Raw genomic sequence first — 13,537 nt, forward strand, 5'->3', positions numbered from 1 at the left:
AGGGACAATGGACGGCGCTCTGATCGGGGCGCCGTTTTTTATTGCTGTTCATCTTATTGTTCAGGCCGGGCTGGCGGCGTCCTTCATTTGCTGTTCCGTTACGCGCCGGGCTGCTGCTGCGGCATATTTCTGGGCGATGACGGCGCAGACCATCAGCTGAATCTGGTGGAAGAGCATCAGCGGAAGCACGATCGCACCAATCGACTGGCCGGCGAAGATGACGTTTGCCATCGGCACGCCACTTGCCAGGCTCTTCTTCGAGCCGCAGAAGGTGATGGTGATCTCGTCGGACTTGTCGAAGCCCAGCCAGCGGCTGCCGAACATCGTCAAAACAAGCACAAACGCCAGAAGCACGACGTCGGCGACGACGACAACGGCGATGTCGGCAATCGAGAAAGTGTGCCACAGTCCTTCGACGATCGCCGTCGAGAAGGCGAGATAGACCACCATCAGGATCGAGCCGCGGTCGACCGGCATCAGGATCTTCTTCTTGGCGCGAATCCAATCGCCGATCCAGGGCTGCAGGATCTGGCCAACGATAAAGGGGGCAAGCAGCTGCAGCAAGATCTGCTGAAGCGCGTCGAAGGCGAAGCCGCCATGGCCGCCGACGGAAAAGAGCAGGCCGACCAGCAGCGGCGTCAGGAACATGCCGAAAATGTTGGAGGCCGAGGCCGAGCAGATCGCGGCGGGCACGTTGCCGCCAGCCATTGAGGTGAAGGCGATCGACGACTGCACCGTCGACGGCAGCACGCAGAGGAAGAGAATGCCGAGATAAAGCGGCCGTGGCAGGATCGCGTCGGGGATGAAGCCGAGCCCGAGCCCGAGCAGCGGGAAGATGCCGAAGGTCGTTAGCAGGATGATCAGATGCAGCCGCCAGTGCAGCAGACCAGCAATGACGACGTCACGGGAAAGGCGCGCGCCGTGCAGGAAAAACAGCGCCGCGATGGCAATATCGGTGGCGATGCCGAAATAATCCGCAAAACTGCCGCTCGCCGGAAATAGGGAGGCGAGGATGACGGTGCAGGCGAGCAGGATTGTGAACGTATCGGGCAGAAAGCGGCGCATGGCGGTCTCGCAGCAATAAAGTAACCATTGTTCTGTCGTCCATTATGATCCAGGATGCAAGAAATAACAGTTATCGAGATACTGGATTTCTTATGCTCGACCTCTCGCAGTTGCGTAGTTTCGTCGCCGTCGAACAGATGGGCAGCTTCACGCTTGCCGCGGAAAGGCTGGGCCTCGGGCAATCGACGGTCAGCCAGCATATCCAGCGGCTGGAAGCAGCGCTCGGGCGCAAGCTGCTGGCGCGCGATACGCATAAGGTGATGCTGACCGGTGACGGCGAGGCGCTGCTTTCGCATGCGCGCGCCATGCTTTCGATCGAGGGGCAGGTGCAGGCGCTGTTCAAGAGCACCAGCCTGCGCGGCAGCCTCCGGCTCGGCGTGTCGGAGGATTTCGTCACCAGCCAGCTGCCGGCGGTGCTGGAGGATTTCGTTCGTTCGCATCCGTCGGTCGACCTGGAACTGACCGTGGCGCTTTCAGGCGTGCTTTATGAGATGCAGGACAATGGCGAAATCGATCTGGTGCTCGCCAAGCGCCGGCTTGGCGATGCGCGCGGAAAACTGGTCTATCGCGAGCCGCTCGTCTGGCTGGCGCGCGATCCTGAACGAGTGCTCGCCTCCGGCCCATTGCCGCTGATCGCTTTTCCGCCGCCGAGCGTCACGCGGGCGATCGCTTTGGAAGCGCTCGGGCGAAACCGAGTGGCATGGCGGATCGTCTGCACCTGCGGCAGCCTGAGCGGGCTGACGGCAGCAGCGCGGGCGGGAATGGGTGTGCTGGTGCAGCCGCGCAGTATGGCTCCTTCCGGACTGAAAGAGATCGCCGCGGGAAAACTGCCGGTGCTCGAGGACGTGGAATTCGTCTTGGTGCCGCGTAGGGGCGCGGATCAGGTGCTGGTCGCGGCGCTGTCCGACGATATTCTGCAAAAGGTAAGGGGGTTGAGGTCCGCATGACCCATCGCCGTCACCGATCAGGAAAGCCCTACCGGGCGGCGCTCAGGCAGCCAGACACCTCAGGAAACCATCCACGTCAGCTTCTGTGGTCGCGAAGCTGGTGACGAGGCGGATCAGGGTTTCGTTTTCGGAAACGAGTTCCGACGTTGCCGCAGGCGCTGGCCATTCATAGAATTTCGCACCTTTTTCCTCTGCGGTTCTAGCAGCACTCCTGCTGATGACGGCAAACACCTCGTTGGAGGCGGTCGGCCAGGCGAGGCGCCCGGCGCTGCTGGCGGCAATACCGGCGCGTAAGCGGCTGGCCATGGTGTTCGAATGGCGGGCGAGATCGAGCCAGAGGCCGTTTTCGAAATAGGCATCGAACTGGGCGGCGATGAAGCGCGACTTGGAGAAATGCTGGGCGGCGCGTTTGCGGATGAAAGGCATTTCCTTTGCCCGGTCCGGGGTGAAGAAGACGATCGCTTCCGCGCACCAGCAGCCGTTCTTGGTGCCGCCGAAGGACAGCATGTCGACGCCACGCTTCCAGGTCATTTCGGCTGGGGTGGCGCCGAGGGCCACCAATGCATTGGCGAAGCGGGCGCCATCCATGTGGAGCGGCAGGTTGCGCTTCCTCGATATGGCGGCGATCTCGCCGATCTCCGGCAGCGAATAGACGGTGCCGATCTCGGTCGCCTGGGTGATGGTGACAGCGCTGGCGCGGCCATGACGGAGGGCATCCTCGGGGAAGTGGGCGATCTTTGCCGAAAGCCTGGCCGGATCGATCTTGCCGGCTTCGCCGTCAACGGCCATTAGGCGGGCGGCGCCGGAGAAGAATTCCGGCGCGCCGCATTCATCTTCGATCACATGGGCTTCCGAATGGCAGAAGGTAATCCCGCCGGGCCGCTGGACGCTCGCCAGCGCCAGCGAGTTGGCGGCCGTGCCGGTGGCGACGAAGAAGACGGAAACCTCACGCTCGAAGATCTCGGAGAAGCGGGCCTCGACCTTTTTGTCGAGATCGCCGGCGCCATAAGCCGGAGCAAAACCCGCCGATTCCGTCAGCAGGCGTTCGGCAATGGATCGGTGGGCGCCGGCCCAATTATCGGAAGCAAAGAACATGGCGGAGACCGTGGGGAGTGGAAGGAGCTGAGAGGTTCGCAGCGGACCTTACGCCAAAGCTTCACGGGATCAAGGTTGTCGCCCCCGACACATCACCAAAATTGAATTACGCAATCAATAAAAAGAATAGGGCTTATGTGCGTAATTTTATTTCTCCATCGTGGATTATCTGGCAATCTTCCGTCGCAAAATCACGATTTTTAACGGAACGCTCTTGCGGACCGAGATCGTTTCTGGCATGGAACTGATGAATTAGGGCAGTGTTGCTGTCCTATTTTGGCCCTTGCGGCCGAAGAGGCGCCGAAAACCCTGGCAGCGACGGGCTTTCACGCTATAGTTCCTCCGAGCGTCAAGCCCCAGGCGGCGCGCGGAGGCGAATGGCGGGCGCGGAACGCGACGGTTTGCTTTCCCTAAAGCAGATGTCCGCGGCCGATCTTCACAATGCAACAGCGCTGTCATGCGACGGACCTATTTTCGGGTTGCGGCGCAAGACGAAAAGCCACCCGCGGCCCCGCGGGCTTCGACAGGAGGAAAGACGATGACGAAGACGCCATCCATGGAGTTTGACCGGTTTGCCGCTGCCGAGGCGCGTGCGAAGGCCAAGACGTCCAAATCCGCTTCCGGCCTGCCGAAGAAGCAGGGGCTTTACGATCCTGCCAACGAGCATGACGCTTGCGGCGTCGGCTTTGTCGCGCATCTGAAGGGCGAGAAGTCGCACCAGATCGTCAAGGACGGCCTCTTCATTCTCGAGAACCTGACGCATCGCGGCGCCGTCGGCGCCGATCCGCTGATGGGCGACGGCGCCGGCATTCTGGTGCAGATTCCCGACCGCTTCTTCCGCGAGGAGATGGCGGCGCAGGGCATCACTCTGCCGCCGGTCGGTGAATATGGCGTCGGCCATATCTTCATGCCGCGCGACGAAAAGCAGATCGAGCACTTCAAGAAGGTGATCAAGGACGTCATCGTCGAGGAAGGCCAAGTCTTCATCGGCTTCCGCGACGTGCCGGTCGACAATTCCTCGCTTTCCAAGGCGCCTGATATTGCCGCGACCGAGCCGCATCACGTGCAGGTCTTCATCGGCGCCGGCGAAGATGCCGAAAACAACGATGAGTTCGAGCGCCGGTTGTTCACGCTGCGCAAGGTGATCTCCAACCGCATCTATGACGAGTTCGAGGGCGAGGAGAGCAATTTCTATCCGGTATCGCTGTCGTCGACGACGGTGGTCTACAAGGGCATGTTCCTGGCCTATCAGGTCGGCGCCTATTATAAGGATTTGGCCGACCCGCGGTTCGAAAGCGCGGTTGCTCTCGTGCACCAGCGCTTTTCGACCAACACCTTCCCCTCATGGAAGCTCGCGCACCCCTATCGCATGGTCGCCCATAACGGCGAGATCAACACGCTGCGCGGCAACGTCAACTGGATGGCGGCGCGACAGGCCTCGGTCTCTTCGCCGCTGTTCGGCGAGGACATCTCCAAGCTCTGGCCGATTTCCTACGAGGGACAGTCGGACACGGCCTGTTTCGACAATGCACTGGAATTCCTGGTGCGCGGGGGTTACTCGCTGGCGCATGCGGTGATGATGCTGATCCCGGAAGCCTGGGCCGGCAACCAGTCGATGGCGGCCGAACGCAAGGCCTTCTACGAATATCACGCCGCGCTGATGGAGCCGTGGGACGGACCGGCTGCCGTCGCCTTCACCGACGGCAGACAGATCGGCGCGACGCTCGACCGCAACGGCCTCAGGCCGGCGCGCTATCTCGTGACCGATGACGACCGCGTCATCATGGCATCCGAGGCCGGCGTGCTGCCGGTTCCTGAGGAGAGGATCATCCAGAAGTGGCGCCTGCAGCCGGGCAAGATGCTGCTGATCGACATGGAAGAAGGCCGCATCATCTCCGACGACGAGGTGAAGTCGAAGCTTGCAACGGCGCATCCCTATCGTAACTGGCTCGACCGCACCCAGCTGATCCTCGAAGAGCTGAAGCCGGTGGAGCCGCGGGCGCTGCGCCGCGACGTGTCGCTGCTCGACCGCCAGCAGGCCTTCGGCTACACGACCGAGGACACCAAGATCCTGATGTCGCCGATGGCGACGACTGGTCAGGAAGCAATCGGCTCCATGGGCACGGATACGCCGATTTCGGCGATGTCGGAAAAGCCGAAGCTGCTCTACACCTACTTCAAACAGAACTTCGCGCAGGTGACGAACCCGCCGATCGATCCGATCCGCGAGGAGCTCGTCATGAGCCTCGTCTCCTTCATCGGCCCGCGTCCGAACATTCTCGATCACGAAGGCATGGCAAACGCCAAGCGCCTCGAAGTGCGCCAGCCGATCCTGACCAATGGCGATCTCGAAAAGATCCGCTCGATCGGCCATACGGAAGACCGCTTCGACACCAAGACGCTCGATTTCACCTATGATATCGAGCGCGGTGCCGCCGGCATGCCTGAGATGCTCGACCGGCTCTGCGAGCGCGCGGAGGCGGCCGTCAAGGGCGGTTACAACATTATCGTGCTCTCCGACCGCCAGATCGGCCCTGATAGAATCGCCATTCCGGCCCTGCTGGCGACGGCTGCCGTGCACCATCACCTGATCCGCAAGGGGCTTCGCACCTCCGTCGGTCTCGTCGTCGAGACGGGTGAGCCGCGCGAGGTGCATCATTTCTGCCTGCTTGCCGGCTACGGCGCCGAGGCAATCAACCCTTATCTCGCCTTCGACACACTGCTCGACATGCATGCCAAGGGCGAATTCCCGAAGGAAGTCGATGCCTCTGAAATCGTCTACCGCTACATCAAGGCGGTCGGCAAAGGCATTCTCAAGGTGATGTCGAAGATGGGCATCTCGACCTACCAGTCCTATTGCGGCGCGCAGATCTTCGATGCGATCGGCCTGTCGTCGGAACTGGTCGACAAGTATTTCTTCGGAACCGCGACGATGATCGAAGGCATTGGCCTCGAGGCGATCGCTGAAGAGACCGTTGCGCGCCACACCGCAGCCTTCGGCAAGGATCCGCTGCTGGCGACGACGCTCGATATCGGCGGCGAATATGCCTACCGCATGCGCGGCGAAAGCCATGCCTGGACGCCGGACGCGGTTGCCGCCCTTCAGCATGCCGTGCGCGGCAATGCCGAGGACCGCTACCGCGAATTCTCCGAAATGGTGAACAACTCGGCGCTGCGGATGAACACGATCCGCGGGCTCTTCAACATCAAGAGCGCCGAGGCGCTCGGACGTAAGCCGGTATCGATCGACGAGGTCGAGCCGGCCGCCGATATCGTCAAACGTTTCTCGACCGGGGCGATGTCCTTCGGCTCGATCTCCAGAGAGGCGCATACGACGCTGGCGATCGCCATGAACCGGATCGGCGGCAAGTCGAACACCGGCGAAGGCGGCGAGGAATCCGACCGCTACATGCCGCTCTCCGATGGTTCGATGAACCCCGAACGCTCGGCGATCAAGCAGATCGCATCGGGCCGCTTCGGCGTCACCACCGAATATCTGGTCAATGCCGACGTGCTGCAGATCAAGGTGGCGCAGGGCGCCAAGCCCGGCGAAGGCGGCCAGCTTCCGGGTCATAAAGTCGACGCGACCGTTGCCAAGACCCGCCACTCGACGCCGGGTGTCGGCCTGATCTCGCCGCCGCCGCACCACGACATCTATTCGATCGAGGATCTGGCACAGCTGATCTACGATCTGAAGAACGTCAACCCGACCTCCGACGTCTCGGTCAAACTGGTCTCCGAAGTCGGCGTCGGCACCGTCGCCGCCGGCGTCGCCAAGGCGCGCGCCGACCATATCACCGTTGCCGGCTTCGATGGCGGCACGGGCGCGTCGCCGCTGACCTCGCTCAAGCATGCCGGCAGCCCGTGGGAAATCGGCCTTGCCGAAACCCAGCAGACGCTGGTGCTGAACGGTCTGCGTTCGCGCGTTGCACTGCAGGTGGACGGCGGCCTCAAGACCGGCCGCGACGTCATCGTCGGGGCGCTGCTCGGCGCCGACGAGTTCGGCTTCGCCACCGCGCCGCTGATTGCAGCCGGCTGCATCATGATGCGCAAGTGCCATCTCAACACCTGTCCGGTCGGTGTGGCGACACAGGATCCGGTGCTGCGCAAGCGCTTCAAGGGCACGCCGGAGCATGTCATCAACTACTTCTTCTTCGTCGCCAACGAAGTGCGCGAAATCCTCGCCTCGCTCGGCTTCACCCGGCTCGACGACATCATCGGCGCTTCGGAGCTGCTGGAGAAGGACGAGATGCTGGCGCACTGGAAAGCCAAGGGTCTCGACTTCAGCCGCATCTTCCACAAGGTCGACGCTCCCAAGGAGGCGACTTTCTGGACGAGCCGTCAGCAGCACCCGATCGACGATATTCTCGACCGTGTGCTGATCGAGCAGGCACAACCGGCGCTGACGGACAAGACGCCTGTCGCCTTCGAGGTTGGCATCAAGAACGTCGACCGTTCAGCCGGCGCGATGCTGTCGGGCGAAGTCGCCAAGCGTTACCGCCATCGCGGGCTGAAGGAAGACACGATCAATGTGACGCTTCGCGGCACGGCGGGGCAGAGCTTCGGCGCCTTCCTGGCGCGTGGCGTCACCTTCAACCTGATCGGTGACGGCAACGACTATGTCGGCAAGGGGCTCTCGGGCGGCAAAATCATCATCCGGCCGCCGGAGAATTCGCGGATCGTCGCCGAAAACTCGATCATCGTCGGCAATACCGTGCTTTACGGTGCGACCGAGGGCGAATGCTACTTCCGCGGTGTGGCGGGCGAACGTTTCGCCGTGCGCAACTCGGGTGCGATCGCCATCGTCGAGGGCGTCGGCGACCATGGCTGCGAATATATGACCGGCGGTGTCGTCGTCGTGCTCGGCGCCACCGGCCGCAATTTCGCGGCCGGCATGTCGGGCGGCGTCGCCTATGTGCTCGATGAAGCCGGCGATTTCGCCAGCCGCTGCAACATGGCGATGGTCGAACTCGAGCCGGTGCCGGAGGAGGACGACATGCTGGAGAAGCTGCATCATCACGGCGGCGACCTCATGCACAAGGGACGTGTCGACGTCTCGGGCGACATGACGCGCCACGACGAGGAGCGCCTCTATCAGCTGATCTCCAATCATCTGCACTATACGGGCTCGGCTCGCGCCAAGCAGATTCTCGACAGCTGGGCAGACTACCGTCCGAAGTTCCGCAAGGTCATGCCTGTGGAATATCGCCGTGCGCTCGAGGAAATGGAGCGTAGCAGGATGGGCATCGCCGCGGAATGATTTGAACCGGAGCATCCGCCACCTGCCGATTGCAGGTGGCGGATGACGGAAATATCTCGACGACCCGTAGCAATGACGACGGCGAAAGGCCGCCCGGATCGCGCGGTGTCCTTCAGGAGATCTGTTCCAATGACGGTCAAGACAAGCAACCCGCCCGGGACTCCGGGGACTGACGACAGACAACTGGCCGCGGTGAGGCGGTCATGAGGGTAAGGGACGAAGACATGGGTAAGGTTACAGGATTTCTGGAAATCGACCGGCAGGTGGCGAAGTATCAGCCGGCGTCGGATCGCATCCGTCATTTCCGCGAGTTCACGATCCCGATGTCGGACCCGGAAGTGCAGAAACAGGCCGCGCGCTGCATGGACTGTGGCATTCCCTATTGTCACGGCCCGACCGGCTGCCCGGTTCACAATCAGATTCCGGATTGGAATGACCTCGTCTACAACAACAACTGGGAAGCGGCGATCCAGAACCTGCATTCGACCAATAACTTCCCGGAGTTCACCGGCCGCGTTTGTCCCGCACCCTGCGAGGAAGCCTGCACTTTGAATCTCGAGGATGCGCCGGTCGCCATCAAGACGGTCGAGCAGGCGATTGCCGACAAGGCCTATGAACTCGGTTTCATCCGGCCGCAGCCGGCGACGGTCCATACCGGCAAGAAGGTCGCCGTCATCGGCTCCGGCCCCGCCGGCATGGCCGCCGCCCAGCAGCTTGGCCGCGCCGGCCACGAGGTGCATGTCTATGAGCGCGAGACCAAGCCGGGCGGCCTGCTGCGCTACGGCATTCCGGATTTCAAGATGGAGAAGAACTTCATCGACCGCCGCGTCGAGCAGATGAAGGGCGAGGGCGTCACCTTCCATTGCGGTGTCAATGTCGGCGTCGATGTCAAGATCGAGCAGTTGCTGGCCGACCACGACGCCGTCCTTTACTGCGGCGGCTCCGAGACGCCGCGCGAGGCGGGCATTCCAGGCACCGACCTTGCCGGCGTTCATGATGCCATGCCCTATCTGGTGCAGCAGAACCGTCGCGTCGGACGCGAGAATATCGACAGCGCCGGCTGGCCGTCGGATCCGATCCTTGCCGGCGCCAAACATGTCGTCGTCGTCGGCGGCGGCGATACGGCTTCGGACTGCGTCGGCACGGCCTTCCGCCAGGGGGCCGTCAAGGTCACCCAGCTCGATATCCGGCCGCAGCCGCCCGAGAAGGAAGACAAGCTCGCCGTCTGGCCCTTCTGGGCGACGAAGATGCGCACCTCTTCCTCGCAGGCTGAGGGCGCCGTGCGCGAGTTTCAGGTCGCAACACTCGAATTCGTCGGCGAAGACGGCGTGCTGACCGGCGTCAAGTGCTGCGAGGTCGACGAGCGCCGGCGGCCGGTTGCCGGCACGGAATTCGTCATCCGCGCCGATCTCGCCTTCATCGCCATCGGCTTCCGCGGCCCGTTCACGACAAGCGTGCTGAAGGAGCTCGAAGGCAAGCTGACGCTCAACACCGACAAACGCGGCTCGACCAACGTCGTCGCCAACGACCGCGACTACAAGACCTCGGTCGACAAGCTCTGGACGGCGGGCGACGTGCGCCGCGGCCAGTCGCTGGTGGTCTGGGCGATCCGCGAAGGCCGCCAGGCAGCGCGCGCCATCGACGAGGCGTTGATGGGCTCGACCGTCCTGCCGAACTGATCGCGTCTCATAGAGGCTGACGAAGACACGAACTCCGCCTTTCCGGCGGAGTTTTTTATTGTGTGCGGCGCGTCCGGCGGGACTTCTTTTTGCCGGTGCGACCGCTTGACGCGCCTGGGTGGGACGCAAGCTTGAAGCAATGCCGGGCGGTGAGGCTTATGCCTGACGCGGGCTCAGGAGGAGCCGCCGCGAATGATCGACAAGGATTATTCAAATGGTTTCTGCACTCGATAATACCAGGATGGTTTCGGCCCAATACGCCTTGAAGAATCTTCGTAGCTCCGACGAAAGCTCGGAGGATACGCAGAGTTCGTCGGCGGCAAGCATTCTGAGCAGCTACGGACTCGATTCGAGCTCCGCGTCGCTTCTTTCCAATCAGGCGCTGTCGGGGCTGCTCGACACGCTTTCGTCCAAGGACGACACCTTCGACGAGACCGACACGACTGACGACAGCGCCGATGTGACCAGCGCCTCCTTCATGTCGATGCTGAAGCAGCAGTTGCAGGAAGCGGCCGCGGCCGAAGGCGAAAGCGGCAAGGCTCATGACATGCTGGCTGCGCTCGAAGCAGGCACGCTCACCATCTCCGATCCGACGCAGGGCGTGTCGATCCCCGCCTGGAACGTCGATGATCCGGATGAGGCCGACACGGAAAGCAAGGCCGGCGAGGCGATCGATATCAGCGGCTGGAGCGATTTCCTCGATGCGCATCTGGAGCGCGGTTCCGACGGCGCCTTTGTCAAGGAGAACGGCAGCTATGTCGACCAGACAAACGACAGCAATGCTTTCTTCGGGCTGATCGGCTCGAACTACTATTATCTGAGCTGGCCGCAGGCGGCATAAGAAGGCCGCCTAGCGTAGCCTTTTTATTTCACCGAGACTTCGGCCGGCGTCTTGGCCGCCGGCATGCGGTAGTCGTCGACGCGACCGACAGGTGCCGGCGTCATCTCGCCCTGCTCGACTAGGAGGTCGCGCGGCGATTTCGTCAGGGTCACTGGTGGCGGTCTTGCGCCAAGGAGCTCGGCGCCGCCGTCAAGATTGGGATCGGAGAGGCTGATCGGCACGGTGTGCTCGACCGGATTGGTCGGAAGGCCGAGACCTGGCAAATTGCTTTCGTCGAGGCGCACCAGATCGGGACTTGCCTGGGTGCCGAGAATCCGGCGGGCGGGCTTTTCCACATAGAAGGCAAGCTTGCGCCGGCCAGCCTGCGTGAGGTTGATGCCGTCGGAGGTGCGCAGGCGCACCTGCTGGCCGTTCACGTCGGAACCGGTAACGATGAAATTGCCGTTTTCGTCGACAAAACCATCCCAGATATCGACGAATTCGCCGCCGATGCTCTCGACCTGGTTGCGATAGAGCTGGTTCATCTGGACAGCATCGGCCGTCATCTGATCGGATTCGAAGGCGGGAAGACCAACCCAGAGCAGCGGTATCTTGCGGCTGGTGACTTCCTTGCCGAAAGAAAGGACACGACGGCGATATTCGGCAAACCAGCCATCGGTGCGGAACTTCTCTTTCGCGCTATCGGTCACCATCTGCTGGCGGTCATTGGCGCCGATCATGACGACGACCATTGCCGGCTTCAGCTCGTCGATCATCTTCGGCAATTGTTCCGGCCAGTCGTAATAGTCGTCGCGGACAAGGCCCGAGGAAATGTTGCCGCGGGCTTCGACGATGACGCCCGGTGAAGTCTCGAAGGCGGCGGTAAGCCCGTCGCCGAGGCCGCTGGCAAGGAAATCGCCGACGATCAGGATTTTCCGCGCGTCACCAAGCTTCTGCACGACCGGCTCTTCCTGCACGGGCGGCCGCACAGGCGACGCGGTGCGGGTATTGATCACGGCTTTCTGCGCCGGCGGGCGCTTGCGCTGCTGGCGTCTCGGCTGCTGGACATCAGGGGCCTGCGGCTCGTCGTCGAGATAGCGCCGACCCAGGAAGAAATCGAGGATCGAGCGACGCTGGTAACGCTGCTCCTGGGCTTCGGCAACACGAATGGGCGCAAGCACGCCGAGGCATAGCGCAGCCGTCGTCAAGGCAAGCGCGAGCCAGCGGATTGGGGTTCGATCAGTTTTCGTCATAGCAGTTCCGCATCTGCCGGCATCTTGCACGCAGGGTAGGTCAGCATCCACTCCGCTTATTAGTTAGGTCACGGTTCTGCCGCTTCCAATCAGATATTGTCCGGCGTCCGCGCTTAGCGGCGAAGTGCGTTCAAAAGCGGCAACGAGGGCTCGCCGTTCGGCTGCATGCCGATGCGCTCCTGCACGGCCGATATCGCCGCTTTCGAACCCGAGCCGAAATTGCCGTCAACCTCGCCATTGTAATAGCCGAGCGTCTTGAGACGGGTCTGCAGCTCGAATTTCTCGGTGATGTCGAGCGCGCCGTCGGGACGCGGCCAGCGCTGCTGCATGCCGCCATAGCCGGCGATCTGGTCGGCCAGCAGGCCCACGGCAAGCGCGTAGCTGTCCGACGCATTGTAGTTCTTGATGGTGAAGAAGTTTGCCGTCATCAGGAAGCCGGGGCCGCCGGCTCCGGCCGGCATTTTCAGCACGGCTTTGGTGCCGCCGTCGCGGAAGGCCTTGCCGTTCGGCCGTTTCAGACCGAGCTCCGCCCATTGGGCGAGCGTATGGGTCTTGCCGGCCTGCTTGGCGGCTGCGGCGGGAACGACGACTTCGTAGCCCCAGGTCTTGCCGGTATCCCAGCCGTTCTTCATCAGGAGATTGGCCGAGGTCGCCAGCGCGTCCGGCACCGAATTCCAGATATCGCGATGGCCGTTGCCGTCGGCATCGACAGCGTAGAGCAGGTAGCTTGTCGGGATGAACTGAGTGTGGCCCATGGCGCCCGCCCAGGAGCCGGTCATCTGACGTGCCGGCACATCGCCGTTCTGCAGGATCTTCAGCGCGGCAACCAGCTGCTTCTTGGCGAATTTGGCCCGGCTCGGATCGGCATAGGCAAGGGTTGCCAGTGCGCGCGGCACATAATGCAGCCGGTCGTCCTTGTCGAGGATCGCGCCGTAATTCGATTCCATCGACCAGATCGCCAGCAGAATCGTCTTGTCGACGCCGAAGCGCTGCTCGATCGCATTGAGCGTCCGCGCATGCTTGACGGCCATCTCGCGACCGATCCTGACCGTGTAGGGGTTAACGCGGGAATCAATGTAATCCCAGATCTTCGAGGTGAATTCCGGTTGATAGGCCGCCTTTTCGAGCACGGTCGGGTCGGGTTCGCTCACCCCGGAAAAGGCCTTTTGATAGGTTGCCTTACTGATGCCACTCTCAGCGGCTGTTTGGTAAAAGTCCGCGATCCATTTCTGGAACCGGGAATCGGCTTTCGCGTTGTCGGGGGCCAGCCCTACCTGGGCGGCGACAACGAGGGCGAGAGCAAGGCCACGAAGGGAGTTTTTGTGATTCTGGATCATCGACAGTCGTATCCGTCATCTTCAGTTTTCGGTGCAGCAGGGGCATCATGTCCGCCCAGACCCGAGACTACAGGAACGGAG

The 13,537-nt window shown here is 62.3% G+C and carries 8 protein-coding genes; 4 read left to right on the top strand and 4 right to left on the bottom strand.

The window, feature by feature from the left end; all coding sequences use genetic code 11:
- Positions 1–60: 60 nt before the first annotated feature.
- Positions 61–1,065, bottom strand: coding sequence for a bile acid:sodium symporter family protein (locus tag GGD53_RS08245; protein WP_184454987.1), 1,005 nt, complete (start codon positions 1,063–1,065; stop codon positions 61–63).
- 92 nt (positions 1,066–1,157) lie between these two features.
- Here GGD53_RS08245 and GGD53_RS08250 point away from each other — a divergent pair, with 92 nt between their 5' ends.
- The gene (locus tag GGD53_RS08250) at positions 1,158–2,012 is read left to right on the top strand and encodes a LysR family transcriptional regulator (RefSeq protein WP_184454988.1); all 855 of its coding nucleotides are present in this window, start codon (positions 1,158–1,160) and stop codon (positions 2,010–2,012) included.
- Positions 2,013–2,054: 42 nt separating this feature from the next.
- On the opposite strand, the gene GGD53_RS08255 is transcribed toward GGD53_RS08250, so the two are convergent.
- Positions 2,055–3,107 (bottom strand): threonine aldolase family protein, encoded by a 1,053-nt coding sequence (locus GGD53_RS08255; protein ID WP_184454989.1) that lies wholly within the window; start codon positions 3,105–3,107, stop codon positions 2,055–2,057.
- Positions 3,108–3,645: 538 nt separating this feature from the next.
- Here GGD53_RS08255 and gltB point away from each other — a divergent pair.
- From gltB to GGD53_RS08270, 3 genes are all read left to right on the top strand, one after another.
- Complete coding sequence (gltB, locus tag GGD53_RS08260; RefSeq protein WP_184454990.1) at positions 3,646–8,367, top strand: glutamate synthase large subunit; 4,722 nt, start codon at positions 3,646–3,648, stop codon at positions 8,365–8,367.
- Between the two features lie 224 nt (positions 8,368–8,591).
- Positions 8,592–10,046, top strand: coding sequence for a glutamate synthase subunit beta (locus tag GGD53_RS08265; protein ID WP_184454991.1), 1,455 nt, complete (start codon positions 8,592–8,594; stop codon positions 10,044–10,046).
- Between the two features lie 214 nt (positions 10,047–10,260).
- A complete protein-coding gene (locus tag GGD53_RS08270) occupies positions 10,261–10,887 on the top strand; it encodes a hypothetical protein (RefSeq protein WP_184454992.1) in 627 nt (208 codons plus the stop codon).
- A gap of 23 nt (positions 10,888–10,910) precedes the next feature.
- Here the strand turns inward: GGD53_RS08270 and GGD53_RS08275 are convergent, their stop codons facing one another.
- The gene (locus GGD53_RS08275) at positions 10,911–12,119 is read right to left on the bottom strand and encodes an SGNH/GDSL hydrolase family protein (protein WP_184454993.1); all 1,209 of its coding nucleotides are present in this window, start codon (positions 12,117–12,119) and stop codon (positions 10,911–10,913) included.
- A gap of 113 nt (positions 12,120–12,232) precedes the next feature.
- Entirely contained in the window at positions 12,233–13,456 is a 1,224-nt protein-coding gene (locus tag GGD53_RS08280) for a lytic murein transglycosylase (RefSeq protein WP_184454994.1), read from the bottom strand.
- Positions 13,457–13,537: the final 81 nt, after the last annotated feature.

Origin of the sequence: Rhizobium aethiopicum, assembly GCF_014197535.1 — a bacterium.
In the GTDB taxonomy this organism is placed as follows: domain Bacteria; phylum Pseudomonadota; class Alphaproteobacteria; order Rhizobiales; family Rhizobiaceae; genus Rhizobium; species Rhizobium aethiopicum_A.